The 26,078-nt window shown below is 71.2% G+C and carries 19 protein-coding genes and 1 pseudogene; 13 read left to right on the top strand and 7 right to left on the bottom strand.

The genetic code is table 11. The features are described from left to right. Positions 1-193 precede the first annotated feature (193 nt). The 6 genes from BWO91_RS15620 to BWO91_RS15595 all read left to right on the top strand — a co-directional run bounded on the left by BWO91_RS15620 (position 194) and on the right by BWO91_RS15595 (position 7,381). Positions 194-1,150 carry a carbohydrate ABC transporter permease gene (locus tag BWO91_RS15620; RefSeq protein ID WP_064295713.1) on the top strand — a complete coding sequence of 319 codons (957 nt, stop codon included), beginning with the start codon at positions 194-196 and terminating at the stop codon, positions 1,148-1,150. Continuing rightward, positions 1,143-2,069, top strand: a complete 927-nt coding sequence (locus BWO91_RS15615; protein WP_079003233.1) for a carbohydrate ABC transporter permease — start codon at positions 1,143-1,145, stop codon at positions 2,067-2,069. Before BWO91_RS15620 ends, BWO91_RS15615 begins: the two co-directional genes overlap by 8 nt. Before the next feature lie 117 nt (positions 2,070-2,186). Further along, positions 2,187-3,500 (top strand): ABC transporter substrate-binding protein, encoded by a 1,314-nt coding sequence (locus tag BWO91_RS15610; protein WP_079003232.1) that lies wholly within the window; start codon positions 2,187-2,189, stop codon positions 3,498-3,500. A gap of 94 nt (positions 3,501-3,594) precedes the next feature. Then, positions 3,595-4,605 carry a PmoA family protein gene (locus tag BWO91_RS15605; protein ID WP_079003231.1) on the top strand — a complete coding sequence of 337 codons (1,011 nt, stop codon included), beginning with the start codon at positions 3,595-3,597 and terminating at the stop codon, positions 4,603-4,605. Continuing rightward, the gene (locus BWO91_RS15600; RefSeq protein ID WP_079003230.1) at positions 4,602-5,963 is read left to right on the top strand and encodes a Gfo/Idh/MocA family protein; all 1,362 of its coding nucleotides are present in this window, start codon (positions 4,602-4,604) and stop codon (positions 5,961-5,963) included. The genes BWO91_RS15605 and BWO91_RS15600 overlap by 4 nt, the downstream gene beginning before the upstream one ends. Continuing rightward, the gene (locus BWO91_RS15595) at positions 5,960-7,381 is read left to right on the top strand and encodes a dienelactone hydrolase family protein (RefSeq protein ID WP_079003229.1); all 1,422 of its coding nucleotides are present in this window, start codon (positions 5,960-5,962) and stop codon (positions 7,379-7,381) included. Before BWO91_RS15600 ends, BWO91_RS15595 begins: the two co-directional genes overlap by 4 nt. Positions 7,382-7,885: 504 nt before the next feature. Here the strand turns inward: BWO91_RS15595 and BWO91_RS15590 are convergent. The 4 genes from BWO91_RS15590 to BWO91_RS15575 form a co-directional block, all read right to left on the bottom strand. After that, positions 7,886-9,538, bottom strand: coding sequence for an aldehyde dehydrogenase (NADP(+)) (locus BWO91_RS15590; protein WP_079003228.1), 1,653 nt, complete (start codon positions 9,536-9,538; stop codon positions 7,886-7,888). Between the two features lie 73 nt (positions 9,539-9,611). Next, positions 9,612-10,706, bottom strand: a complete 1,095-nt coding sequence (locus tag BWO91_RS15585) for a mandelate racemase/muconate lactonizing enzyme family protein (protein ID WP_079003227.1) — start codon at positions 10,704-10,706, stop codon at positions 9,612-9,614. Positions 10,707-10,708: 2 nt separating this feature from the next. After that, entirely contained in the window at positions 10,709-11,650 is a 942-nt protein-coding gene (locus tag BWO91_RS15580; protein WP_079003226.1) for a 5-dehydro-4-deoxyglucarate dehydratase, read from the bottom strand. Between the two features lie 14 nt (positions 11,651-11,664). Continuing rightward, positions 11,665-12,633, bottom strand: a complete 969-nt coding sequence (locus BWO91_RS15575) for an NAD-dependent epimerase/dehydratase family protein (RefSeq protein WP_079003225.1) — start codon at positions 12,631-12,633, stop codon at positions 11,665-11,667. A gap of 126 nt (positions 12,634-12,759) precedes the next feature. Here BWO91_RS15575 and BWO91_RS15570 point away from each other — a divergent pair, with 126 nt between their 5' ends. From BWO91_RS15570 to BWO91_RS15555, 4 genes are read left to right on the top strand one after another with little or no spacing between them, the layout of a single operon-like run. Then, positions 12,760-14,790, top strand: coding sequence for a DUF6807 family protein (locus BWO91_RS15570; RefSeq protein ID WP_079003224.1), 2,031 nt, complete (start codon positions 12,760-12,762; stop codon positions 14,788-14,790). Continuing rightward, positions 14,787-15,947, top strand: coding sequence for a Gfo/Idh/MocA family protein (locus BWO91_RS15565; protein ID WP_079003223.1), 1,161 nt, complete (start codon positions 14,787-14,789; stop codon positions 15,945-15,947). The genes BWO91_RS15570 and BWO91_RS15565 overlap by 4 nt, the downstream gene beginning before the upstream one ends. Then, entirely contained in the window at positions 15,944-16,996 is a 1,053-nt protein-coding gene (locus tag BWO91_RS15560; RefSeq protein WP_079003222.1) for a M24 family metallopeptidase, read from the top strand. Before BWO91_RS15565 ends, BWO91_RS15560 begins: the two co-directional genes overlap by 4 nt. Positions 16,997-17,000: 4 nt before the next feature. Next, positions 17,001-18,113: a glycerate kinase gene (locus BWO91_RS15555; RefSeq protein ID WP_079003221.1), complete on the top strand. Its 1,113-nt coding sequence runs from the start codon at positions 17,001-17,003 to the stop codon at positions 18,111-18,113. A gap of 25 nt (positions 18,114-18,138) precedes the next feature. Here BWO91_RS15555 and BWO91_RS15550 read toward each other — a convergent pair. The 3 genes and pseudogenes from BWO91_RS15550 to xylA all read right to left on the bottom strand — a co-directional run bounded on the left by BWO91_RS15550 (position 18,139) and on the right by xylA (position 22,063). Next, positions 18,139-19,181: pseudogene (locus BWO91_RS15550) on the bottom strand (NADPH:quinone reductase). A gap of 133 nt (positions 19,182-19,314) precedes the next feature. Continuing rightward, positions 19,315-20,742: a xylulokinase gene (gene xylB, locus BWO91_RS15545; protein WP_079003220.1), complete on the bottom strand. Its 1,428-nt coding sequence runs from the start codon at positions 20,740-20,742 to the stop codon at positions 19,315-19,317. Positions 20,743-20,872: 130 nt separating this feature from the next. Next, on the bottom strand, positions 20,873-22,063 hold the full coding sequence (gene xylA / locus BWO91_RS15540; RefSeq protein ID WP_064295008.1) for a xylose isomerase: 1,191 nt from the start codon (positions 22,061-22,063) through the stop codon (positions 20,873-20,875). A 187-nt stretch (positions 22,064-22,250) separates the two neighbouring features. On the opposite strand from xylA, the gene BWO91_RS15535 reads away from it, so the two are divergent. The 3 genes from BWO91_RS15535 to BWO91_RS15525 all read left to right on the top strand — a co-directional run bounded on the left by BWO91_RS15535 (position 22,251) and on the right by BWO91_RS15525 (position 26,076). After that, positions 22,251-23,297: a LacI family DNA-binding transcriptional regulator gene (locus BWO91_RS15535; RefSeq protein ID WP_205847538.1), complete on the top strand. Its 1,047-nt coding sequence runs from the start codon at positions 22,251-22,253 to the stop codon at positions 23,295-23,297. A 227-nt stretch (positions 23,298-23,524) separates the two neighbouring features. Continuing rightward, the gene (locus BWO91_RS15530) at positions 23,525-24,715 is read left to right on the top strand and encodes a Gfo/Idh/MocA family protein (protein WP_153303514.1); all 1,191 of its coding nucleotides are present in this window, start codon (positions 23,525-23,527) and stop codon (positions 24,713-24,715) included. Between the two features lie 50 nt (positions 24,716-24,765). Beyond that, entirely contained in the window at positions 24,766-26,076 is a 1,311-nt protein-coding gene (locus tag BWO91_RS15525; protein ID WP_071258843.1) for an extracellular solute-binding protein, read from the top strand. Positions 26,077-26,078: the final 2 nt, after the last annotated feature.

Raw genomic sequence — 26,078 nt, 5'->3', positions numbered from 1 at the left:
GTCACAGGTGATCACGGATCGAACACGGATGCGGATTGAATCGTTGCATCGTCCGATGAGGCCGTGATAGAACTTGATGCAGCTCAGCCGGGAAACGCTTTCCGGGAAGTCATCAACGACGATCGACAAGGAGGTCCGACGTGGTCCGTGCAACTCCAGGAGCGCCCAGGACGACACTCGCGAGGGGTGTTCGGTGAGCGCGCTCGGCGAGCTCCGCAAGCTCAGCGCCGGCAAACGCCCGCAGACGGCGGCCGAGAAGGCCTTCATCAAGAAGGACAACCGCCGCGACAACAAGGCCGCCTACCTGTTCCTCCTCCCGTGGCTCATCGGACTCGCCGTCATCACCGTCGGCCCGATGGTCGCCTCGCTCGCGCTGTCCTTCACGAAGTACAACCTGCTGCAGGCGCCGAAGTTCATCGGCGTCGACAACTTCATCCGCATGATGGGCGACGAGCGGCTCCACAACTCGCTCGGCGTCACCTTCGTGTACGTCTTCGTCTCGGTGCCGCTCCAGCTCGCCGCGGCACTGGCCCTGGCCGCCCTGCTCGACCGCGGTCTCCGTGGCCTCGCGATCTACCGGTCCGTGTACTACCTGCCGTCGCTCCTCGGCTCCTCCGTCGCCATCGCGGTGCTGTGGAAGCAGGTGTTCGGCGGCGAAGGCCTCGTGAACCAGTTCATCGCGATCTTCGGGATCGAGGGGCGCAGCTGGATCGCGGACCCCTCGACCGCCCTCTCGACCCTCATCACGCTCAACGTGTGGACCTTCGGCGCACCGATGGTGATCTTCCTCGCCGGTCTCCGCCAGATCCCCGTGATGTACCACGAGGCGGCGCAGATGGACGGCGCGACGAAGTGGCAGCGCTTCACCAAGATCACCCTGCCGCTGCTCACCCCGATCATCTTCTTCAACCTCGTGCTGCAGATCATCCACGCGTTCCAGGCCTTCACGCAGGCCTTCATCGTGTCGGGCGGAACGGGCGGCCCGGCCGACTCGACGCTGTTCTACACGCTGTACCTCTACAACCGCGGCTTCTCGAACTTCGACATGGGCTACGCCTCGGCCATGGCCTGGTTCCTGCTCCTCATCATCGGAGTCTTCACCGCGATCAACTTCTGGGCCTCGAAATACTGGGTGAACTACGATGACTGACACGCTGACCACACGGTCCATCACGACGGACAGCAAGAACCGCAGTCGCGAGGCCAAGGAGGCCGAACGCCAGTACCGCCGCGCTCGGGGCTGGTCGCCCTGGAAGTCGGTCTTGAAGCACATCGGCCTCATCCTCGTCGGCTTCATCATGCTCTACCCGGTGATCTGGCTCGTCGTCTCCTCGCTCCGCCCGACGGAGGAGATCTTCCGGAACCCCGGCATCGTCCTCGACAGCTTCGAGGTGAGCAACTACAGCGAGGGCTGGAACACCCTCTCGGAGCCGTTCCACGTCTTCCTGCTGAACTCCGTGCTCATCGTCCTCGGCTGCATCGTCGGCAACCTCGTGTCCTGCTCGATGGCCGCCTACGCCTTCGCCCGGCTGAAGTTCAGCGGTAAGCGCTGGTGGTTCGCGGCGATGCTCATGACGCTCATGCTGCCGATCCACGTCATCATCGTGCCGCAGTACATCATGTTCTCCCAGCTCGGCTTCGTGAACACCTACCTGCCGCTGATCCTGCCGAAGATCCTCGCGACCGACGCGTTCTTCGTCTTCCTCATGGTGCAGTTCATCCGCGGCATCCCGAAGGAACTCGACGAGGCGGCCCGCATCGACGGTTGCGGCCACCCCCGCATCTTCGGGGTCATCATCCTGCCGCTCATGGTGCCGGCGCTCGCGACGACCGCCATCTTCACCTTCATCTGGACCTGGAACGACTTCTTCAGTCAGCTCCTGTACCTGACGAAACCGGAGATGTACACGGTGCCGCTCGCACTCCGGGCGTTCATGGACGCACAATCGTCCACCTCGTGGGGGCCGATGTTCGCCATGAGTGTCGTCTCGCTCCTGCCGATCTTCCTCGTCTTCCTGTTCGGTCAGCGGTTCCTCTTGAAGGGCATCGCGACGACCGGCGGCAAGTGAGGCACGACCCACCGACCCGCACCACCGCAGCACCCGCACCAGACCACCAGCACCAGACCCAGCACCACCGGATCCAGCAGCATCGGATCCGGATCGATCGATTCGAAAGGGAACAGCATGAGCATCAGCAAGCACGGCAGAGCCGCCGGCTTCATCGCGACGGGAGCCGTCGCCGCCCTCCTCCTCGCCGGCTGCAGCGCCGGAGGCGACGCCGCCACCGAACTGTCCGACGAGCCCGTCACCCTCCGCTTCACCTGGTGGGGCAACGACGCCCGCACGGCGGCCACGCAGGAGGTCATCGCGGCCTTCGAGAAGGAACACCCGAACATCACCATCGAGCCGCAGTTCACGGACTGGGCCGGGTACTGGGACAAGCTCGCCACCGAGACGGCGGCGAACGACACCCCCGACATCATCCAGATGGACGAGAAGTACATCGCCACCTACGGCGACCGCGGCGCGCTCCTCGACCTCAACACCGTGACCGACCACCTCGACCTCGGAGACTTCCCCAAGGAGACGCTGACGTCCGGCACGGTCAACGATTCGCTCTACGGCATCCCCTCGGGGATCACGAGCTACTCCATCGTCGTGAACCCGAACCTGCTCGCCGCGGCCGGCATCGAGATGCCCGACGACGAGACCTGGACCTGGGACGACTTCACCGTGCTGAGCGAGCAGGTCTCGGCAGCCGGTGGCGGATCGGTCTACGGCTTCCAGCCCTTCGGCTTCGAGGACGGTGGCCTGAACAACTGGGCCCGTCAGCACGGCGACGAGCTGTACAACGACAAGGGCGAGGTGTCCATCAAGCCGGAGACGCTCGCCTCCTGGTGGACGTACCTGCTCGAGCTCGTGAACGACGGTGCGACGCCGCCGGCGTCCGCGATCGTCGAGAAGCAGGCCGGTGGGCTCGCCGAATCCTTCACCGCGACCAACGCCGCGGCGTTCGCCCCCTGGTGGAACAGCCAGCTGACGGCCCTGACCGAGGCGAGCGGTTCGCCGCTCGAACTCCTCCGGATCCCGACCGTCGACGGTGGGGCCGACGAGTCGGCGTACTACAAGCCGTCGATGTACTGGTCGGCGTCCGCCCGGACCGAGCACCCCGCCGAGGCGGCGCTGTTCATCGACTTCCTCGCCAACAGCGAGACCGCGGCCGACTCGCTCCTCACCGAGCGCGGCGTCCCGGCCAACACGAAGATCCGCGAGTACATCACGCCGAAGCTGGCAGAGACCGACCAGGCGGTCGTCGAGTTCCTCGACGGGCTCGCCGACGACATCGGTGAGCCGCCGACCGTCACGCCCGCCGGTGGCAGCGCGATCGAGGCGCTCGTGAAGCAGTACACCGAGCAGGTCCTCTTCGGGAAGAACACGCCCGATCAGGCCGCCGAGGGGTTCATCAAGGACCTCAAGGCCGCGGTCGCCGCCGGCTGACCCGGCCACAGCCCTCGACCGGCTCGGGGAACGACGTCCGTTCCCCGAGCCGGTCGACCGGCAGCTCCACCACCGCTTCATCCGAGGGGATCCCGTGACGACCGACCACCGCACCCGTCCGACCGGTCTCGCGCTGACGCACGAGGTCGGTTCGGCCGTCACCGTGCATCTCGACGGGATCGACATCCTGCGGTACACCTACCGTCCGGACACGGTCCAGCGCGAATCGCCGAAGCCGTACCTCCACCCGGTGCGCACGGCAGGTGGCGCGCTCGTGACGCTGGCCAGACCGCACGACCACGTCTGGCACACCGGGATCGCGTGGGCACTCCCGCACGTCGGCGACGACAACTTCTGGGGCGGCCCGACCTTCACCGGGACCGCCTACGAACAACTCGCGAACAACGGCCGCTCCGAGCACGTCGCGGTCACGGACGTCCGTGCCGACCCGGGCGAGGTGCGGTTCGCGCACACGCTCACCTGGATCACGGAGGACGGTCGGCACGTCGTCGACGAGGAACGCGCGCTCACGGTGCGACCGGCCGCCGGGGACTGGACGCTGACCTTCGAGACCCGGATGCGCAACGTCTCCGGCCGGGACCTGTCGATCGGGTCGCCCACGACGAAGGGTCGGGAGAACGCCGGCTACGGCGGGCTCTTCTGGCGCGGCCCACGATCCTTCACCGGCGGCACCCTCCACACCCCCGACGGGAGCGGCGGCGAGGAGCTGCGCGGCACCCGCCACGCGTGGATGGGGTTCACCGGCCTCCACGACGGAACGGCCGTGGCGTCGAGCATCGTCATCGTCGACGACGTCCGGAACCCCGCGCACCCGCCGCAGTGGTTCGCGCGCACCGAGGAGTTCGCCGGACTCTGCCCGGCCCCCTTCTTCAGCGAGGAGCTGCCGTTCGGAGCCGACGAGACCCTCGAGTTCCGCTACGCCGTCGTCGTCGCCGACGGGGCAGCCGGTGACGGCCGGGCTGTGGCGCTCGCCGCATCCGGTCGCGACGCACTCGAACGCTCGCGTTCGGGCCGTTCCGATCACCACGACAGCGCGCCCATCGCAACGCCCGCCGCACCGACCCGGAAGGATCCACGCGAATGACCACGACCCGCGAACGCTACGCCCTCATCGGCACCGGACACCGCTCGCAGATGTACCTCGACGCCATCGTCGGCCCACACGCCGACGTCGCCGAGCTCGTCGCCTGGAGCGACAGCAACCCCGGTCGGCTCGACCACTACGAGGGGGTCCTCGCCGAGCAGGGTGTCCCGCTGCCGGCTCGATACGGCCCGGACGACGTCGAGCGGATGATCGCCGAGCAGCGCGTCGACCGGGTGATCGTGACGACCCCCGACTTCACGCACGCCGAGATCGTCTCCCGCGCGCTCCTCGCCGGTGCCGACGTCGTCGTCGAGAAGCCGCTCACCATCGACCGCGAGGGCGTCGAGCGCATCGCGGCGGCCGTCGCCGAGAGCGGCCGGAACGTCGTCACGACCTTCAACTACCGCTACAGTCCGCGGAACTCGGAGCTGCGCCGCATCGTGCAGGACGGTGGGATCGGACGGGTGACGGGTGTGCACTTCGAGTGGGTGCTCGACACCGTGCACGGCGCCGACTACTTCCGCCGCTGGCACCGTGAGAAGGAGCATTCCGGCGGCCTCCTCATCCACAAGGCGTCGCACCACTTCGACCTCGTCAACTGGTGGATCGGGGCTCGGCCGGCCTCCGTCTACGCCACCGGCGGCCTCCGCTTCTACGGCGATGCCAACGCGGCCGAACGCGGGCTCGCTGCGCGTCCGGGACGTGGATCGGTACCGGACGACGCCGAGGCGGCGGCTCGCGATCGCCCGAACGACCCGTTCGCCCTCGACCTGCGTGACGACCCGCGGCTCGAGTCGCTCTACCTGCGGGCCGAGCAGCACGACGGATACCTGCGCGACCGCGACGTCTTCTCGCCCGGGATCGACATCGAGGACAACCTGTCCGTCCTCGTCGAGTACGACGGGGGCGCCTCGCTCAGCTACTCCCTGAACGCCCACGCGCCGTGGGAGGGGTACCGCGTCTCCATCAACGGGACGGAGGGCAGGGTCGAGCTCGAGGTCGTGGAGCGCGCCGCCGTGCTCGTGGGGGCCGACGGGCGCGTCGTCCTCGACCCGAGCCTGAGCGGCGACGGCGAGACCGCGGACGGCGCCGCGTCCGTCGCTCCGGTGCGTTCGCGCGGAGAACGCCTCGTGCTGCAACGCCACTGGGAGGAGGCCCGCGAGATCGAGATTCCCGAGGGCGTCGGCGGACACGGCGGCGGCGACGCGTTCCTGCTACGGCACCTGTTCGACCGCGTCACCGAGGACGAACTGGGACGCCCCGCCGGCTACGACGACGGCGTGCGGGCGATCTCGGTCGGCATCGCCGGGAACGAGTCACTGCTGACCGGGCGTCCGGTCGCGACGATCGCGCCGTGAGCTCCGGCCCGGATGCCGGCGCCGGCGCCGACTCGGACGTCGGGTCGATCCCGGCCGCTGAGCGGGTGACCGAGGCCGCCCAGATCGCTGAGTCTGTCCCGGCCGCTGAGTCTGTCCCGGTCGCCGGACCCCTCCCGGTCACCGAGCCCGTTCCGGTCACTGAGCCTGTCGAAGTGCGCCCGACGACCGCCCCATCCTCGCCCGACGAGGGTGTCGACGTGCGCGCCAGGTCGTTCGCACCTCCACCCGGCCGCGACCCCGGTCTGCGGGCGCTCGCCGCCCGGTTCAGAGAGTCGATCCGGGGCATCAGTACCGCAGACGGATCACTCGACACCACGCGCACGCGCCTCGCCGAGGTCCTCGGTGTGCTCCCACGACCGGTGCAGCCCGAGCCGCCCCAGGAGCTCGGCCGCTGGACCCGCGACGGCGTCGACGGGATCGAACTCCGCTGGTCGACCGGGTTCGGTGTGCCGACGTCGGCGTGGCTCCTGCGTCCGGCCGGCGAGACGAGCCCGCTCCCGGGCGCGCTGGCGCTGCACGACCACGGCGGCTTCACGCGCGTCGGACGGGAGAAGCTCGCGGACGGACCCGACGGTGTCCCTGCCACGACGTCCGTGTCACGGGAGGAGTTGCAGGCGTTCCGCGACCGCTACTACGGGGGCCGCGCCGTCGCGTCCGACCTCGCGCGTGACGGGTTCGCCGTGCTCGTGCACGACGCGTTCGGGTGGGGATCACGGCGGAACCCGGACGAGGCCGTCGCCGAACGCTTCCATCGGACCGTCGACCTGCAGCTCGCCGGTCGTCGGTTCGCGTCGGTGCAACGCGGGGAGCAGCCCGCGGCGGTGTCGCCCGGGCAGCGGTCCGAGCTTCTCGCGGGGGCCAACGAGCCGCAGCTCGCGAAGGAGCTGGGCGTCCTGGGCACGTCGCTCGCCGGTCTCGTGCTCCGCGACGACCTCATCGCGCTCGATCAGCTGGCGGCCGCGCCCGGGGTCCGTTCCGGAGCCGTCTCGTGCTTCGGTCTCTCCGGCGGCGGTGCCCGGGCCGTTCTGCTCGCAGCCATGGACGACCGGATCCGCGCTGCCGGCGTGGTCGCGATGATGTCGACGTTCGACGGGGTGCTCGACGGGCATGCCGATCAGCACTCGTGGACGTTCCTGTCGCCAGGCCTGTCACGGGTCGGCGACTGGCCGGAGCTCGCATCCCTGCGCCCCCGTTTGCCGCTCCTCGTCCAGTACGCCGAGCGCGACGAGCTCTTCGAGCCGGCCGGCATGCGTGATGCCCACGCGATGCTCACTGAGCGGTACCGGTCCGGTGGCGAGCGCTCGGCCTACACGGGCACGTTCCATGACGAACCGCACAGCTGGTCGGCCTCGATGCAGGCCGAGCTGCGCGCTTGGCTCGCCGCCGCCCTCGCCTGACCGGCCCTGGTCCCGTCCCCAACTCAGGACATGTCCGGTGTGTCGGGGCTGGGCTGGGGCGGCGCGCCGGGGGAGTCCTGAGTTGGGGACGGTGGTCGCGGTGTTCGCAATTCAGGACGGGTGCGGCGTGTTGGGGTGTGGGGCGGGTGCTGGGGCGGGTGGCGCGCCGGGTGTGTCCTGAATTGTGAACGTGGGTGGGTGTGGGTGGTGGGGTGTCCCCTTCTCAGGAGATGTCCGGTGTGTCGTGCCCGGGCTGGGGCGGCGCGCCGGGGGAGTCCTGAGTTGGGGACGGTGGTTTCGGTGTTCGCAATTCAGGACGGGTGCGGCGTGTTGGGGTGTGGGACGGGCCTGGCCGGGGTGGCGCGCCGGGTGCGTCCTGAATTGTGAACGTGGGTGGGTGTGGGTGGTGGCCCCGTCCCCAACTCAGGAGATGTCCGGTGTGTCGGGGCTGGGCTGGGGCGGCGCGCCGGGGGAGTCCTGAGTCGGGGACGGGCAGGACGGCGGTCAGGCGCGGGCTGCGGCGGGGAGCTCCGGGACGCCGTCGACGCGGCGGGGGAGACGGAGCGGGTTCGCCTCGTGCAGGGCTTCGGGGAGCACGCGCTCGGGGGCGTCCTGGTAGACGATCGGACGCTGGAAGCGGCGCACCGCCGACGCGCCCACCGAGGTGTGGAGCGAGGTCGTCGCCGGCCACGGTCCGCCGTGGTGCTGCGCCCAGCCGACCGCGACACCCGTCGGCCAGCCCCCGAAGAGCACTCGCCCGGCGATCGGCTCGAGCCGCGACACGAGACCGGCGATGTCCTCACCGGGCGCCGCGTGCACGGTCGCCGTGAGCGCGCCACCGACCTCGGCCAGGACCGCGTGCAGCTCGGCGTCGTCCACGACCTCGATGACGAGCGTCGCCGGCCCGAAGATCTCCTCGAGCAGGACGTCGGGCGCGTCGAGGACCGTCACGGCGGTGGTCGCGAGGACGGTCGGAACGCCGGAATCCGCAGCCGCCGTCCCGTCGCCGAGGAGCGTCCGCACCCCGGGATGACCGGCGGCGCGAGCGGTGCCCGCGGCGTACGCCTCGGCGATGCCCGGCGTCAGCATGCGCCCGGCGACGGTGTCCGCCGCGGCTTGCGCGACGAGCTCGGCGAACCCGCTGCCGCTCGGCACGAGCACGAGACCGGGGTTCGTGCAGAACTGCCCCACACCGAGGGTGAACGACGCCGCCAGTCCGCGCGCGAGTTCACCTGCCGCCTCGCCCTGCAGTGCGGCCTCGGTGATGACGACCGGGTTCGTGCTGCCGAGCTCGCCGTAGAACGGGATCGGGGCCGGCCGCTGCGACGCGAGGTCGAACAGTGCGCGCCCGCCGGCGAGTGAGCCGGTGAACCCGACCGCGGTGATCGCCGGGTGCTGCACGAGGGCGGTGCCCTGCTCACGACCCTCGACGAGCGCGAACGTGCCGTCCGGGGCGCCGGCCGAGCGCAACGCCTCGGTGACGATCGCCGCGGTCAGTCGCGAAAGCCGCGGGTGGGCGGAGTGCGCCTTCACGATGACCGGACATCCGGCAGCCAGGGCTGATGCCGTGTCGCCACCGGCGACCGAGAACGCGAACGGGAAGTTGGACGCGCTGAAGACCGCGACCGGACCCGTCGGCCGGAGCATGCGTCGCAGCTCCGGCTTGGGCGGGGTGGTGGAGGTATCGGCGTGGTCGATGACGACCTCGAGGAATGCGCCGTCGCGGAGGACGGCGGCGAACAGCCGCAGCTGGCCCGTCGTCCGCGCGACCTCGCCCGTGAGGCGCGTGGTCCCGAGGTGGGACTCCTCGTCGGCGAGTGCGACGAGCTCGTCGACCCGTCCGTCGAGGGCGTCGGCGACGGCCTCGAGCCAGGCGGCGCGGGTCGAGGGCACAGTGGATGCGAGCTCGGAGGAGGCCGCGCCTGCTGCCGCGGCGACCTCGTCGAGGGTCGGAACGGCGGCACGTCCCGCATCGGACGCGGCGTCGCCGGTGTGACCTGCGGGCGTGACGGTGTCGCCGCCGTGGCCCACGCTGCTGCTGTTGCCGCTGCCGTCGGCGTCGTCGATACGTCCGCGGACGCTGTCCGAATCGTCGGTGCGCGACCTGGCGGGGGTGGTGCGGTCGATCGTGCCGGTGCTGTGGTCGGTGTCGTGCATGGTGATGACTCCTCGGGGATGCGGATGCGGCTGGTGGAGATCGGGCGAGTGGCGGATCGGGCGGCGGACGGGGTCAGTGCGCGACGGGAGCGCTCTCGGCGATCCGGTCGCGGATCACGAATCCGAGGCCGGGTCGCTGCTCGACCTGCACCAGGCCCTCCGCGATGGTGACCGGCCCGGGCGGGTCGATGGCGCCGATCGCGACGAAGCCCGCGTCCTCGACGTCCTCGACCTCGGTGACCTGCGGGAGGGCGAGGGCGAGCTGCCCGGAGAGGTCGGGGAGCAGGTGCGGGGCGAGCGTCAGCCCGGCGTCGTCGACGAGCGCGGCGATCGCGAGGAAGGGGGTGATGCCGCCGACGCGCACGACGTTCGGTTGCAGGACGTCGGCGACGCCACGGTCGACGAGGTCGCGGAACCGGTGGATCGTGTGCACGTTCTCGCCCAGCGCGATCGGGATGTCGGTCGCCTGGCGCAGCCGTTCGTACCCCGCGGTGTCGTCGGAGCGCAGCGGCTCCTCGATCCACGCCGGGTCGACGCCGCCGAGCCGTTCCAGGGACGAGACCGCGCGGTCGACGTCCCAGCGCTGGTTCGCGTCGATCATGAGCCGGCGGTCCGGTCCGAGCAGTTCGCGCACCATCGTCACACGGTCGACGTCCTCGGCGAGGTCTGGCTTACCGACCTTGATCTTGACGGCGTCGTAGCCCGCCGCGATCCACCGCTCGACCTGCGCGGCGAGCGAGGCGGCGTCGAGGTGGAGGTTCACGCCACTGCCGTACGCCCGGACCGTGTCGCGTCGACGGCCGAGGAGGTCGGAGAGCCCGAGACCGGCCCGTCGCCCACGGAGGTCCCAGAGCGCGGTGTCGAGCCCGGCGATCGCGATCGTGGTGATCCCGCCACCACCGGCCTCGTGCAGATGCGCCCACAGTCGGGGCCAGAGCGCTTCGGGGTCGGTCGTCGCTCCGAGGGCGGCGGCCGTGATGTCGTCGTCGAGCAGCGCGCGGACGGCCGTCGCTCCGATCGTCGGTGTCCACGTGAAGCCCGAGCCGGTCGCCCCCTCGTCGTCGACGACGTCCACGCGGATGAGATGCAGCCACGGCGCCTCGGGCACCCAGGGGCGCGGCATGGTGAACCGGCCGAGCGAGGTGGTGATGGAGGCGATCCCCGGCATCGTCAGCGTCCTGCGGCGAGGGTCGCGTGCTCGGCGACGAGGTCGGCGCCGGTCGCGAGCAGCGCCTCCAGGCGGTCGGTCTGCTCCGGGGTCGGATCGACGAAGGGCGATCGCACGGAACCGACCGGCAGACCGCCGAGCCGGACGCCGGCCTTGATGAGCGACACGGCGAAGCCGGGGGTCTCGTCGCGGAGGGCCACCAGTGGACGGTAGAACTCGCGCAGCAGGCGTTCTCGGAGCGGCTCGTCGTGCTCGGTGTACGCGCGGTAGAACAGCGTCGCGAGCTCCGGCAGCATGGCGAAGACGGCCGAGGAGTAGAGCGGGATGCCGATGCCGCGGTAGGCGGCCTGCGTGAGCTCGGCGGTGAGGAGGCCGTTGAAGAAGGCGAAGTCAGAGCGGCCCTCCTCGTGCACCGCCAGCACGATGTCCTGGGCGGCCGCGACGTCGCCGACGCCGTCCTTGAAGCCGACGACCTGCGGGTTGCGCGCGAGGTGGCGCATCGTCGCCGTCGTGTACCGGGCGTTGTTCCGGTGGTAGACGATCGCCGGGAGGCTCGTCGCCGAGAGGACGTCCTCGACGTACGCCTGCAGTCCGGCCGCCGGCCCGGAGACGAGGTACGGCGGCATGAGCAGGATCGCGTCGGCTCCCGCCTCCTCGGCCGCCGCGGCGAGTTCCTTCGCGGTCGCCACGCCTCCTCCGGCGCCACCGATGACCGGGACGGCGCCGTCGACGACCTCGACGGTCCGCCCGACGACGCGGGCGGCCTCCGACGGCGACATCGCGTGCAGCTCGCCGGTGCCGCAGGCGGGGAACACCCCTCCCGGGCGGTGTTCGAGTCGCGACTCGAGGTGGGTGCCGAGGAGCCCCAGGTCGACCTCGCCCGCGGCGTCGAATGGGGTGATCGGGAAGTACAGGACGCCGTCGAAGGCGAGCGGTGCTGGCATGGTGGAGGTCCTCGTCATCGTGGGGCTGGGGCTGGAACAGGAATGGTGGCCGGCCGGCCGGTGTCGGCGGCGAGCAGATCGGTGAGCCTGGCCGCCTCGGCGGGGCTGAGCACCGATCGCCAGCCGTGCTCCGGGCGCCACCCGAGGTGGGCGGTGGCCTTCGCGCTGCTGAAGGCGGCGGCTCGGTCGACGAGTCCGTCGGCGAATCCGGCGGTGCTCGGGACCTGCGCGGGGAGCAGGGTGGACAGGGGCGCGAGGGCCAGTGCGTCGTCGGCGCCGACGAAGTAGATCTCACCGGAGTGCCGGGCTTCCGCGCGATCGATCCAGGCGGCGACGAAGCGACCTGCGTCGCGCGCGTCCACGTAGTTGTACAGGGACACGGCTGCGAGGGCGGGATCGGCGAGCCGGTCGACGATGGTGTGCCCCTGCTGCGTCGGTGCGCCCTCCCACTCCTCCGGGGAGACGACGAAGCACGGCCGGAAGGCGCCGGTCACGACGGCGTCGCCGTGGGCTCGGGCGAGCATCGCGACCGTCGACTCGATCGCGACCTTCGACAGCGCGTAGGCGTTCCACGGGGCGACCCGGTGCTCCTCGGTGATGGGGAGCGCCTCGGGCGTCCACCCGTGCGGGGCGCCGTAGCCGATGACGGTCGGGCTGCTCGCGGCCAGCAGCCGGGTGGCTCCGGCGGCGATCCCCGCGGTGAGGGCGGTGAAGGCGAGCGTCTGGTTGGTCGACAGGATGACGTGCTCCGGCGCGCTGAAGGGCACGGCGATCGCCGCCAGGTGCACGACCGCGTCGGGCCGCAGGGCGGCGAAGAGCTCATGGGTGGCGTCATGGTCGAGGAGGTCCGCGGTCCGGCCCTCGACGCCGGGGAGCCCGGGGTCGGTCCGATCGACGGAGACGACCTCGTGGCCTGCTTCGGCGAGGGCGCTCGCGACGCTCCGCCCGAGTCGTCCTGCGCCGCCGGTGACGATGATGCGCATCGGTGTCCTCTCTGACCACATCCGGGTCGACCATGCCGACCAGGCCGATCGAGAAACCGGTTTCTCGGGGTGAGCCTATAGGATGATTGACGACGGCACCACCCGTGACGAGTTGGACGAGGACGTATGAGCAACCGGTTCCCCACTGCTGGCCCGACGCCGACGATCTCGGACGTCGCCGTGCAGGCGGGCGTCTCGAAGGCCACCGTGTCGCGCGTGCTCAACGGCAAGGCGACCGTCGACGCGGCGATCGCCGACCGCGTCCTCGCCGCAGTCGCCGCCCTCGGTTATCGGCCGAGCATGCTGGCCCGAAGCCTGTCGCTCGGCCGCACGAACACCATCGGGGTCGTCGTGCCCGACCTCGAGAACCCGATGTTCCAGGAGATCCTGCGCGGGGTCACCCGGGCCGCGGCGGCCGACGGCTACCGCGTCCTCGTGACCGACACCGAGGAGGACCCGGCCGACGAGGCGGCGGCGGCCCGCGAAGCCCGTCGTCGCTGCGACGCGATCGTCCTCTGCTCACCCCGCCTGGCCGAGCCGGAGCTTCGAGCGCTCCTCGCGGAGCTGCACCCGGTCGTGCTCGTCAACCGCGAGCTCGCCGACTCGCCCGTGCCATCGGTGTCCATCGACTACGCGAGCGGCATGGAGCAGGTGCTCGCCGAGCTGCACGCACTCGGGCACCGGCACATCCTGTACCTCGCGGGGCCCGCCGCGAGCCAGGGCGATCGCCTCCGACGGGTCGGTATCGCCCGTGCCCGCTCGGACCTCGGCGATCTTTCCGTCGACATCGTGACGGCCGGCTCTGCGCTGGTGGACGGCGCGGCGGTCGTCGAGACGGTGGTGCAGCACGACGCGACCGCCGTCGTCGCCTTCAACGACCTCGTCGCACTCGGGCTCGTCTCGGCGCTCCGCGGTGCCGGTGTGTCCGTCCCCTCGGCGCTCAGTGTGGTCGGCTTCGACGACATCCCGTTCGCGGCGTTCGCGGTGCCGGCGCTCAGCACGGTGTCCGTCCCGCGGCGCGAGCTCGGTGCCGAGGCGTGGAGCAGACTGCGCGACACCATCGGCGGCGCGGACGGTGGACACCCGCTCGTCTTCCGACCGCGGTTCGTCGCCCGGGAGAGCACCGCAGCGCGCCCGGCCGCGAGTCCACCGGTCTGGCACGGAACCGAGCAGCACCCCACGTCACCGGAGCTGACCGCCCGGCTCGGCGACCGCGAGGTCCTCGCCCTCCACGACGGCAGCGGCCTCGGACCGACCGACGCCCCGCGACCGTTCGCGCACCCCGTCACCTCGCTCGGCGGGACCGTCGTCACGGAGTCCGCTCCCGACGACCACCCCCACCATGTCGGTCTCTCGATGGCCGTCGCCGACGTCGACGGTGTCTCGTACTGGGGTGGTCGCACCTACGTCGCCGGGCAGGGGTCGACGATGCTCGACAACCACGGTGCCCAGCGCGTCACCGAGACCGAGGTGGACGCCGGTGTGCTGCGTCAGACCCTCGACTGGGTCGGGCGCGACGGGACGACGCAGCTGCGGGAGTCGCGCAGCACGGTCGTCGAGGCGTTCGCCCTGCCCGGATCCGATGTCGGGAGCGGGAGGTCGGCGCTCCGCGTCGCCGTCTCCAGCGTCCTGCAGACGACGGGATCGACGGTGACGATCGGATCGCCGGCCACGAACGGTCGTGAGGGCGCCGGGTACGGCGGATGGTTCTGGCGGCTGCCCGCGGACGCCAGACGGTCCGTCCTCAGCGCGGAGGGGCCAGGGGAGTCGACCGCGCACGGCTCCCGTGCGGCGTGGGTCGCCTTCGTCCTCGACGCCGACGGGAGCGCCGACCCGGAGACGGGTGACGCGGCCGAGTCCGCCCCGACGCCGGCTCGACGCCCCACGACCGTCCTGTTCCGGCAGCCCGCAGCGAACGCCTTCCCCTGGTTCCTCCGTGCGGCCGAGTACCCGGGAGTCGGGGTCTCGCTCGCCGCCACCAGCCGCACCGCCATCACCGCCGACACCCCGCTCGTCACCGGTCTGGAGGCGGTCGTCGTCGACGGCGCCCTGGACGCGGAGCAGGCGGACGCCATCCACCGCGCGCTCCTCACCGCCGAGGAACGCCGCACCGAACCGCGCAGTACCGAACTGCGCAGCACAGGGAGTGACGCATGACCAGCACCGACCACACCACCGCCCCGACCGTCGTGGTCGTCGGGATCCACGGCCATGGCGCCAGCCACGTGGCGGCAGCCAGGGCGCTCGCCGCGACCGGCGCGATCCACCTCGTCGGCCTCGTCGACCGGACCTTCACCGAGGAGGACCGCGCCACCGGGGACGCGCCGCTCCGCGGTTCACTCGAGGAGTGCTTCGCCGCCGGGCGGGTGGACGTGGTCATCCTCTCGACCCCGATCCACACGCACCTGGATCTCGCCGTCACCGCGCTCGAGCACGGCGCCGACGTCCTGCTCGAGAAGCCGCCGGTGACCTCGAACGACGAACTCGACCGGTTGGAGGCCACCGCCGCCCGGACCGGCGGGCTCGTGCAGGTCGGGTTCCAGAGTCTCGGATCACATGCGATCGGCGAGATCGCGGTCATCGTCGGCAGCGGGGAGATCGGGGCCGTGACAGCGCTCGAGGCGAGGGGCACCTGGGTCCGCACCGTCGGGTACTGGACGCGTGCCGCATGGTCGGGCAGGCGCTCGCTCGACGGTGTGCCCGTCGTGGACGGTGTCGTCACCAACCCCCTCGCTCACGCGGTCCAGACCATGCTGCGGCTCGGCGGTGCGACCGACCGCGCGGCGATCGCCACCATCGACCTCGACCAGTACCGGGCCAACGACATCGAGGCCGACGACACCTCGGTCGTCCGCATCACCCCACAGCGCGGTCCGGTCATGACGGCGGCGCTCACCCTGTGCGCGCAGGCGACGACCGACCCGGTGGTCACGGTGCACGGGGAGCTCGGCTCGATCCGGTTCCACTACACGCGCGACGAGGTCGAGGTGGTCGTCGACGGCGTCACCCGGCGACGCTGGACCACAGGCCGGACCGAGCTGCTCCCCGACCTCCTCCGCGCGCGCGAGGCGGTCCGGGCGGGTCAGGACGCCGCACTCGTCAGCTCCCTGGCCGACGCGTCCGCCTTCACCGCCGTCCTCGACGCGGTCCGATCGGCCCCAGCGCCGCACCCCATCCCCGCTGATCTCGTCGAGTGGCTCGGGACGGGCGACGAGCGCCGCCCGGTGATCCCGAGAATCGAGGAGCTCGTCGCCGAAGCGGCCGCCACCGGCAGCACCTTCGCCGAACTCGGGGCCGATTGGGCCCGGCGATGAACGACGAGCGACCCGGGCCGGACGAGGACGACCGCCGGCGCAAGCACGCCCGGCTCGTGTCGCTCCTGGAGGCCCGCGGAGCAGGCACGATCGTGCTGCGGTCCGCCGCCGCGGTCAGCTGGTACCTCGACGGCTCGCGCGTCCATGTGAGTCTCGCGGCCGACCCGATCGTCGCGGTCGTGGTCTCGCCGGGCGACGCGTGGCTCGTCGCGACCTCCAACGAGGTGGACCGGCTGCAGGCCGAGGAGCTGCCCGACATCCGCGTTCGGACGGTGCCGTGGCACACGCCGATCGACACGGTGCTGCCGAGTGGGGACGGGGTGCTGCAGGAGTCCGACGTCGCCGCCGAGCTTCGGGCGGCGCGTGCGTCGCTCCTCCCAGCCGAACTCTCGCGGTTCCGTTCGCTCGGGCGAGCGACGACGTCGGCGCTCGAGACGCTCGTCGACGAGGTCGCTCCTGACTGGACGGAACGCGAGGTCGCCGCGGACCTCGCCGGGCGCCTCGTCGCGGCCGGGATCGACCCACTCGTCCTCCTCGTCGCCGGGGAGGACAGACTCGCCCATCGGCACCCGCTGCCGACCGAGGGGCGACTCGGTTCCCGGGCCATGGTCGTCGCCTGCGGCCGCCGCGACGGGCTCATCGTGAACCTCACGCGGTGGTTCGACGAGGGCGGCACCCCGGCCGAGCCGTTCGCCACGGGCATGCAGCGCATCCGGGCCGTCGAACGTGCCTATCTCGACGCCACCGTGCCGGGTGCCTCGCTCGCCGACATCCTCCGGACGGGGAGTGCCGCTTACGCCGAGCAGGGCTTCGACGTCGAGGAGTGGACGAAACACCATCAGGGCGGTGCGGCCGGCTACGCGGGACGCGATCCGCGCGCCACGCCTGAGGCGAGCGACGTCGTCCAGCCCTGGCAGGCGTTCGCCTGGAACCCGACCGCCCGCGGCGTGAAGGTCGAGGACACCGTCGTGGTCACGCCGGACGGTGTCGAGGTGCTGACGACGAGCTCGGCCTCGACCCACCAGATCCCGTCCACCATGGGAGGCTGAAGACATGACCCAGCACATCGTCATCGCACCGGACTCGTTCAAGGGCACGGCGACCGCCGCGCAGGTCGCCGAGGCGATCGCCGACGGGTGGCGGACCGTCCGGCCGGATGACCTCCTGCAGTCGCTTCCCATGGCCGACGGCGGCGAGGGCACGCTCGACGCATTCGCGGCCGCCGTGCCTGGAGCGCGTCGGCACCCGATCACGGTCACCGGCCCGATCGGCGACCCGGTGGACGCCGAATGGCTCGAGTTGCCCGACGGCTCCGCGGTCGTGGAACTGGCGCAGACGAGCGGGCTGACCCTCCTCGACCCCCTACAGCCGTTCGCAGCGCACACCGTCGGCTTCGGCGAGGCCATCGCAGCCGCCCTCGACCACGGTGCGCGACGACTGCTGCTCGCGATCGGCGGAAGTTCCAGCACGGACGGTGGAGCCGGACTCCTGTCCGCGCTGGGCGCCCGGTTGATCGATGCCGACGGCGCTTCGACGGCGCACGGCAATGCGGGGCTGGCGACCCTGGACCGGATCGACACCACCGGCCTCCGTGCGCTGCCGGCCGACGGTGCGGTCATCCTCAGCGACGTGACCAACCCGCTGCTCGGCGACCGCGGTGCCGCAGCGGTGTTCGGACCGCAGAAGGGGGCAGATGCCACGGACGTCCCCGTCCTCGACGCGAACCTCGCGCGGTTCGCGCGTCGAGCCCAGGACGCCTTCGGCCAGGACCTCGCTGACGCGGCAGCGGTCGAACCCGGCGCCGGTGCCGCGGGCGGTGCGGGCTTCGGCCTCCTCGTGTGGGGAGCCACCGCCACCTCGGGCGCGGGTGGTGTCGGTGAGGCGATCGCCCTCACGGAAGCGGCCGCCGCGGCGTCGATCGTGATCACGGGCGAGGGCCGCTTCGACGACCAGACGGCCGACGGCAAGGTCGCATCCTGGGTCGCCGGGCTCGCGGCGGACCGGACCATGCTCGTCGCCGGAGCGATCCAGGCGCCCACGGAGGGGATCTTCCTCGCGGCGGCCTCGCTCACGGAGCTGGCCGGCGGCGCCGAGGCGGCGATGGCCGAACCGCTCGTCCACCTGCGTGCGGCCGGGGCGGCACTGGCCACCCAGTACCGCCCCTGATCACGTCACCCGGCGGTGACGCACGTCATGCGGTGACGTCGATGAGGACCTTCCCGACCGTGTCGTCCTCGACGGCGGCGTGGGCAGCAGCCGTCTCGGCGAGCGGGAACACCGTGAGCGCCAGACCGTGGTCTTCGCCGACGTGGAGCGCGCCGTCCTCGATCGCAGCGGTGATGTCCTCAGCGGCGGCGTGGAGTGCGGCGTCGCCGACCGTGTAGAGCAGCATGAACTGGAGCCGCGTGTTGAGCCCCATGTGCGGGCGGATGTCGAGCGTGATCGAGTCACCGCCGTTGTTCGCGTAGCTGACGACCGTGCCGCGCGGGGCGAGGACCGCCTGGTCGAGGGGGAGGTTCTGCGCGATCGCGACCTCCACGACGAGGTCGACGCCGTCGGGCGCCACCTCGCGGATCGCCGCGGCGGTGTCGCCCTCGCGGTAGTTCACGACGTGGTGCGCTCCCGCGGCGGTCGCGAGGCGGGCCTTCTCGTCGCTGCTGATGGTGCTGATCACCGTCGCGCCCGCCCAGCGCGCGAGCTGGATCGCGGCGTTGCCGACGGCGCCGGCGCCACCCTGGACGAGGACCGTCCGGCCGTCGAGGGCACCGGGGCGAGGCGGGTCGGGCCATCCTGCGCGACGGTGAGTGCACGGTGCGCGGTCATCGCGGGGACACCGAGGCTGGCGCCGAGTTCGAAGGACGCGGCGTCGGGCAGGGGGACCACACGGGAGGCGGGCTGGACCGTGAACTCCTGGGCCGTGCCCAGCGGGCTCTCGTGTGCAGCGAGGTACACCCAGACGCGGTCGCCGACGGCGAAGGTGGTCGTGGTCGCCGCGTCGCCGGCAGCGGGGCCGACCGCGTCGATCACGCCGGCACCGTCGAGGTTCGGGACGACCTCGGGGAAGGGCATGCCACCCGAGGGGCCGCCGCCGCGCCTGGTCTTCCAGTCGGTCGGGTTGACCCCGGAGAACGCGAGCTTGACGCGGACCTCGCCGGGGCCGGGCTCGGGGAGCTCGCGCTCGACGAGGTGGAGGACGGACGGGTCACCGTTGGTGGAGTAGACGATCGATCGCATACCGTCGCCAACGTCTCCGCCCCGCGGAAGATTCCGTGGTGGCACTTCGACAGGCTCAGTGACCGGTGGGGGTCGGCTCGGTGACCGGCGGAGGTCGGCCCCGGGACCGGTGGAGGTCGCCTCGGGAACCGCCTCAGGCTCGGGCGGCGTACTGCTCCCGGGCGATCCCGGACGCGTCGGCGGCGACCGCCTGAACCGCACCGTCGCCGGCCCCCACCGCAGTCCACACCGGACGGGTCCCGCTGAGCGCCCAGGCCGCCTGCACCGCTGCGCCGTCGGCGACGTACTCCCCGGGTGCCGGCACGACGACCGGCACGTCGAAGACCTCGCGCGCGATCGCCTGCACCGCCGGGTTCTGCGCCGCTCCGCCGATGAGGAGGACCCGTTCCGCCGTGACACCCTGCGCGAGCACCGCGTCGAGACCGTCGGCGAGTCCGCAGAGCAGCCCCTCGATCGCCGCCCGGGCGAGCCCCTCCCGCGTCGTCGACTCCAGGGTCATGCCGAAGAGGGTCGCCGTGGCGTCCGGCCGGTTCGGGGTGCGCTCACCCTCGAAGTACGGCTGGAGCACGAGACCGCGCGCCCCGGCCGGGGCCTCGAGCGCGAGTCGACCGAGTTCCGCGTGGTCGACGCCGAGTAGCGCGGCCACCGCGTCGAGGATCCGGGCGGCGTTGAGCGTCGCGATGAGCGGCAGGAACGCGCCGTCGGCCGAGGCGAACCCGGCGACGGTGCCCGAGCTGTCGCGGACCACGGCCGGCGTCACGGCGAACACCGTCCCGCTCGTCCCGATCGACACGACGACGTCGCCGGCCGTCGCCCCGAGCCCGAGGGCGGCTCCGGCGTTGTCACCGGCGCCCGCCCCGATGACGGTGCCCGGCCCGATGAGGCCACCGTCGACACCGGTCCCGGCCGACTCCTCCGGCGCGAGCACGCGCGGGAGGATCGCATCGTGGCCGAGCGCTGCCATGAGCAGCTCGCGGTCGTACTCGCCGTCGGCGGGGGACCAGTACCCGGTGCCGGAGGCGTCGGATCGGTCGGTCGTCAGTTCGGCGAGGTCCGCGCCGAGTGGGCTCTCGTCGGTTGGGCCGAAGCCGCGCAGACGCCAGCTCAGCCAGTCGTGGGGGAGCGCGACGGCGGCGACCTCGGCGGCGTTCGCGGGTTCGGCGTCGCGCAGCCAGCGCAGCTTCGTGATCGTGAAGGAGGCGACGGGGACGCACCCGGTCCGCTGGGCGAGTTCCGCAGCGCCGAACTCCGTGATGAGGTCCGTCGCGGCCTGCGCGCTCCGGGTGTCGTTCCAGAGGAGTGCCGGACGGATGACGCGTCCGTCGACGTCGAGCGCGACCATGCCGTGCTGCTGGGCCGCGACCGACACCGCGGCGACATCTGCCAATCCGCCTGCGGCGGAGGCCGCCTCCTGCAGCGCCTGCCACCACGCGGCCGGGTCGACCTCGGTGCCGGCGGGGTGCGCCGCGCGTCCTTCGCGGACGAGTGCTCCCGTCTCGGCGTCGCGGATGACGACCTTGCAGCTCTGGGTGGACGAATCGATGCCGGCGACGAGCGTCATCGCTCTCCCTGTTCTCGGTGGTGGGCGGTCGGGTGACCGCCGGGTCTGCTGTGGGGGTGGAACGCGGAACGGCGTTCCGCCCCCGATCCTCTCGGATCAGGAGACGGAACGCCAGGTTCGCGGGTGTCGGTCAGCGCGCGCCCATGAGGTGGTCGACGGCCAGCTGCTGCAGGCGGACGAACCCGAAGCCCTTGCCGCCGAAGTAGGCGTCGGCGTCGAAGTCCTCGTACGACGAGCGGTCGGCGAGCAGCTGCTCGACGGTCTCGCCGGGGTTGAGCGTCGGCTCGCGCAGCTCGGGCACGCGGGCGGCGGCCAGCGCCTCCTGCACCTCGGGGTCGGCGCGGAACGCCTCGGCGCGTTCCTTGAGCAGCAGGTACATGCGCATGTTGGCGGCTGCGGAGTCCCACACGCCGGTGATGTCCTCGGTGCGGCTCGGCTTGTAGTCGAAGTGACGCGGGCCGTCGTACGCGGGGCCGCCGTTCACGCCACCGTGCTCGAGGAGGTCGACGAGCGAGAACGCGTTCTGCAGGTCGCCGTGACCGAAGACGAGGTCCTGGTCGTACTTGATGCCCCGCTGGCCGTTGAGGTCGATGTGGTAGAGCTTGCCCTGATAGAGCGCCTGGGCGATACCGGCCGTGAAGTTCAGGCCCGCCATCTGCTCGTGGCCGACCTCGGGGTTGATGCCGACGAGCTCCGGGCGCTCGAGGGTCTCGATGAACGCCATCGCGTGGCCGAGTGTCGGGAGCAGGATGTCGCCGCGGGGCTCGTTGGGCTTCGGCTCGATCGCGAAGCGGATGTCGTAGCCCTTGTCGGTCACGTAGTCGCCGAGGAAGTTGACGGCCTCGCGGTAGCGCTCGAGGGCCGCCTGCACGTCCTTCGCGGAGTCGTACTCGGCGCCCTCGCGGCCGCCCCACATGACGAAGGTCTTGGCACCGAGCTCGGCGGCGAGGTCGAGGTTGCGGAGCACCTTGCGGAGGGCGAAGCGACGGACGGCGCGGTCGTTGGAGGTGAAGCCGCCGTCCTTGAACACGGGCGCGCTGAACAGGTTGGTGGTCACCATCGGCACGATGACGCCGGTGTCGGCGAGGGCCTGCTTGAGGCGGTCGATCTGCTTCTGGCGTTCGGCGTCGGTCGAGCCGAAGGCGAAGAGGTCGTCGTCGTGGAAGGTGAGGCCGTAGGCGCCGAGGTCGTTCAGGCGGGTGACGGCCTCGACCACGTCGAGGTCGGGGCGGGTGGGGCCGCCGAACGGGTCGGTCCCGTTGTAGCCGATCGTCCAGAGGCCGAAGGAGAACCGATCGGCTTTGGTGGGGGTGAGGCTCATGCGTGCAGTCCTTCAACGTCGTTGGTGAGTGGATGATTTGTTGTTAACCACAACTTATAACCGAGAGTAGCAGATCGTCGGCCTCGCGTCACCGGTCGAAGGTCGCGAAATATTTCGTTAGCATGGGCAGAACTTCTCGCTGGAGAGACGGCCGCCCGGCCAGACGGAGCGGGATCGGAGGACTCGGATGAGCGACGACCTCGCGGTGCAGACCGCTGGACCCGGTGCCGGTGGCGGGCGCGCGACCCTGTCGCGCATCGCCAGGGAGGCCTCCGTGTCGGTGTCGACCGCCTCGAAGGTGCTCAACGGGCGGCCGGGGGTGTCGCCGGACACCCGGGAGATCGTCGAACGGCTGCTGGACCGCCACGGGTACAGTCGCCGCGGTGCCGAGCTCGAGCAGGGCTCGCTCATCGAGCTCGTCTTCGAGTACATCGACAGCTCGTGGTCGCTCGAGATCATCCGCGGTGTCGAGAAGGTCGCGCGCCAGCACGGCATGAGCGTCACCCTCACCGAGACGGGCGCTCGGCGTTCGACCGGCGAGGGTTGGGTCGAGAGCATCATCTCGCGGAAGCCCGTCGGGGTCATCCTCGTGTTCTCGGACATCGACCCGGCGTACCGGCGCCAGCTCCACACGCGCAACATCCCGGTCGTCGTGGTCGACCCGGCGGGGGACCCGGGCCCGGAGGTCGCCGCCATCGGCTCCACGAACTGGTCCGGTGGGATGGCCGCGACGCGCCACCTCATCGAGCTCGGTCACCGCAGGATCGGCTTGATCTCGGGCCCGCAGGACCTCATGTGCTCGCGGGCGCGGGTCTCCGGCTACCGGTCCGCGCTCGAGGAGGCCGGGATCCCGCTCGACGAGACGATCCTGCGCCGCGGTGAGTTCATCCCGGAGGCGGGGCGCGTCCTTGCGCTCGAACTGCTGCAGCTCGAGGACCGGCCGACCGCGATCTTCGCCGGCAACGACATGCAGGCGTTCGGTGTCTACGAGGCGGCGCGCTCGCTCGGGATCTCGATCCCGGAGCAGCTGTCGGTCGTCGGGTACGACGACGTCCCGCCGGCCAAGTGGGTCGGTCCAGCCCTCACGACCATCCGGCAGCCGCTCATCGAGATGGCCGAGGAGGCCACCCGCCTGGTACTGAAGCTCCGGTCCGAGACGGTCGACAACATCCGCCTCGACCTCGCCACCTCCCTCGTCGTCCGGGGTTCGACCGCTGCCCCGCCCACCCCCTAGCCCGCGAACTGTCACTCGCCGCTCGTCCCGGCGGCCGGGACTGTGCCGGAGTGACAGTTCGCGGGTAAGGGTGGGGGTGGACGGGCTGGTGATGGGTGCGAAAAGTTTCCAATGCGGGATAGGGAAGTTGCGGGGGAACAGGCGGCGGGGCTAGCTTCAGGGCACCGCAGCGAAGCGATCCGGAACCCCGGGGCCGCAGCTGCGCGAGCAGCTCGGGAGCGTTGCACATGGCGGGAAGCGGACGGCCGGAACTCCGGGTCGCGATGATCGGATACGGCTTCATGGGAGCCGCACACTCGCAGGCCTGGCGCACCGCACCGCGCTTCTTCGACCTCCACGCGGAACCGGTCATGGCGACGATCGTCGGCCGCAACGCCGAAGCACTCGAAGCGGCCCGCGTGAAGTTCGGCTGGGAGTCGGCCTCGACCGACTGGCGGAGCGTCATCGCCGACCCGTCCATCGACATCGTCGACGTCTGCACGCCCGGCTCGTCGCACGTCGAGATCGCGATCGCCGCCCTCGAAGCCGGCAAGCACGTCCTCTGCGAGAAGCCGCTCGCCAACAGTGTCGAGGAGGCGGAGCTGATGGTCGCCGCGGCCGAGGCGGCGAGGGCCCGCGGCGTCCGCTCCATGGTCGGCTTCAGCTACCGTCGTGTGCCCGCCATCGGCTACGCCCGCCAGCTCATCGCGGAGGGCGCGCTCGGCGACGTCCGCCAGATCCGCGCGCTCTACCTCCAGGACTGGCTGAGCGACGCGGAGGGCCCGATGACGTGGCGCCTCGACAAGGATCAGGCCGGCTCCGGCTCGCTCGGTGACATCGGCGCGCACGCCATCGACCTCGTGCAGCACCTGACCGGCGCCCGACTCGACACCGTCAGCGGGACGCTCGCCACCTTCGTCACCGAGCGACCGCTCCTCGGTGAGACCGTCGGCCTGAGCGGGACCGCCTCGGAGGAACGCGGCGCGGTCACCGTCGACGACGCCGCCTGGTTCACCGCGAAGCTCACGGGCGGACTCGCGGACGGCGCGATCGGTGCCTTCGAGGCCACCCGCTACGCGACCGGCCGGAAGAACGCGCTCCGCATCGAGCTGAGCGGCTCCCGCGGAGCCATCGCCTTCGACCTCGAGCGGATGAACGAGCTGGAGGTGTACGACGCCACCGCTCCTGCCGGCAAGCAGGGCTTCACGCGCATCGTCGTCACCGAGCCGGAGCACCCGTACATGGCCGCCTGGTGGCCGACCGGCCACGGCATCGGCTACGAGCACCCGTTCTCGCACCAGGTGCGCGACCTCGTCCAGGCCATCACCGCCGGCACCGATCCCGAGCCGTCCTTCGCCGACGGGCTGCAGGTCCAGCGGGTCCTGCGTGCCGTCGAGTCGAGTGCGGCGAACGGCAGCGCCTGGACACCCACCGACTGACCCGACCACATCGCACCATCAGCAGCAGCACCCACCAAGGAGAGAACGCAATGACGCTTCGTACTTCATCCCGCCGCCGGACCCGACTGGCCGCAGTCGCCCTCGGCGTCTCGGCCCTCATGCTCGGCGCGACCGCCTGCTCCAGCGGCGGCGGCGCCCCGAGCGGCAGTGCCACCCTCTGGGGCCTCACCGGCACCGACGAGGACACCGTCCTCGGCCCGTCGCTCAAGGAGTGGAACGCCGCCAACGCCGACGGCCAGGTCGCCGCGACCTACTTCCAGAACGACGCTTACAAGACCAAGATCCGTACGGCCGTCGGCGCGGGCAGCGCCCCGACCATCATCTACAGCTGGGCGGGCGGCACCCTGAACTCCTATGTGGACGCCGGCAAGGTCGCCGACATCACCTCGGAGACCGCGGACGCGAAGGGCAAGTTCCTCGAGTCCGTCTGGAACCAGGGTGTCATCGACGACAAGGTCTACGCGGTGCCGATGAACGCCACCACGCCGATCATGTTCTACTACAACAAGGACGTCCTGAAGGCCGCCGGGGTCGAGGTCCCGACGAACTTCGACGAGATCGTCGACGCCATCCCCAAGCTCAAGGCCGCAGGCGTGGCCCCGTTCTCGCTCGCCGGTGCCTCCAAGTGGCCGTCGCTCATGTGGGAGGAGTACCTCGTCGACCGCGTCGCCGGACCCGAGGCCTTCAACAAGATCATGGCCGGCGAGGCCGACGCGTGGAGCGACCCCGGCATCATCGAGGCGAACGAGAAGATCCAGGAGCTCGTGAAGGCCGGCGCGTTCGTCGACGGCTACGCCTCGGTCACCGCCGACAGCAACGCCGACGTGGCCCTGCTCTACACGGGCAAGGCCGCGATGATGCTCCAGGGCGCCTGGGTCATGACGACCTTCAAGCAGCAGGCGGCCGAGTTCGCCGAGAAGGGTCTCGGTTACACGACCTTCCCCGCCGTCACCGGTGGCAAGGGCGACCCGTCGAACATCGTCGGCAACCCGTCCGGGTACTTCTCCATCTCCGCCTCGGCGACGAAGGAGCAGAAGGCCAGCGCGCTGAAGTACCTCACCGAGGGTGTGTTCGACAAGGGCTACATCGACCGCATGGTGAAGGCCGGCCAGGTGCCTCCCATCACCGACATCGACTCCGAGATCGCGGACGCCGGCGGCGACTTCGGCACGACCGTCTACGACCTGACGAAGAACGCCAAGAACTTCCAGATGTCGTGGGACCAGGCGCTCCCGCCGGCACAGGCGACCGCGCTGCTGACGAACCTCGACCAGCTGTTCAACCTGCAGATCACCCCGCAGGAGTTCTCCGACAACATGAACAAGACGATCGGACAGTGATC

Origin of the sequence: Plantibacter flavus (assembly GCF_002024505.1) — a bacterium.
In the GTDB taxonomy this organism is placed as follows: domain Bacteria; phylum Actinomycetota; class Actinomycetes; order Actinomycetales; family Microbacteriaceae; genus Plantibacter; species Plantibacter flavus_A.
This window is presented reverse-complemented; position numbering and strand designations above follow the sequence as displayed.

Bases quoted from the DNA above. Each gene is read 5' to 3' on its own strand.
- xylA (WP_064295008.1), bottom strand. From the start codon at position 22,063: ATGAGCCTCACCCCCACCAAAGCCGATCGGTTCTCCTTCGGCCTCTGG.
- BWO91_RS15590 (WP_079003228.1), bottom strand. From the start codon at position 9,538: ATGCACGACACCGACCACAGCACCGGCACGATCGACCGCACCACCCCC.
- BWO91_RS15600 (WP_079003230.1), top strand. From the start codon at position 4,602: ATGACCACGACCCGCGAACGCTACGCCCTCATCGGCACCGGACACCGC.
- BWO91_RS15580 (WP_079003226.1), bottom strand. From the start codon at position 11,650: ATGCCAGCACCGCTCGCCTTCGACGGCGTCCTGTACTTCCCGATCACC.
- BWO91_RS15610 (WP_079003232.1), top strand. From the start codon at position 2,187: ATGAGCATCAGCAAGCACGGCAGAGCCGCCGGCTTCATCGCGACGGGA.
- BWO91_RS15535 (WP_205847538.1), top strand. From the start codon at position 22,251: ATGAGCGACGACCTCGCGGTGCAGACCGCTGGACCCGGTGCCGGTGGC.
- BWO91_RS15565 (WP_079003223.1), top strand. From the start codon at position 14,787: ATGACCAGCACCGACCACACCACCGCCCCGACCGTCGTGGTCGTCGGG.
- BWO91_RS15575 (WP_079003225.1), bottom strand. From the start codon at position 12,633: ATGCGCATCATCGTCACCGGCGGCGCAGGACGACTCGGGCGGAGCGTC.
- BWO91_RS15530 (WP_153303514.1), top strand. From the start codon at position 23,525: ATGGCGGGAAGCGGACGGCCGGAACTCCGGGTCGCGATGATCGGATAC.
- xylB (WP_079003220.1), bottom strand. From the start codon at position 20,742: ATGACGCTCGTCGCCGGCATCGATTCGTCCACCCAGAGCTGCAAGGTC.
- BWO91_RS15570 (WP_079003224.1), top strand. From the start codon at position 12,760: ATGAGCAACCGGTTCCCCACTGCTGGCCCGACGCCGACGATCTCGGAC.
- BWO91_RS15525 (WP_071258843.1), top strand. From the start codon at position 24,766: ATGACGCTTCGTACTTCATCCCGCCGCCGGACCCGACTGGCCGCAGTC.
- BWO91_RS15615 (WP_079003233.1), top strand. From the start codon at position 1,143: ATGACTGACACGCTGACCACACGGTCCATCACGACGGACAGCAAGAAC.
- BWO91_RS15585 (WP_079003227.1), bottom strand. From the start codon at position 10,706: ATGCCGGGGATCGCCTCCATCACCACCTCGCTCGGCCGGTTCACCATG.
- BWO91_RS15555 (WP_079003221.1), top strand. From the start codon at position 17,001: ATGACCCAGCACATCGTCATCGCACCGGACTCGTTCAAGGGCACGGCG.
- BWO91_RS15560 (WP_079003222.1), top strand. From the start codon at position 15,944: ATGAACGACGAGCGACCCGGGCCGGACGAGGACGACCGCCGGCGCAAG.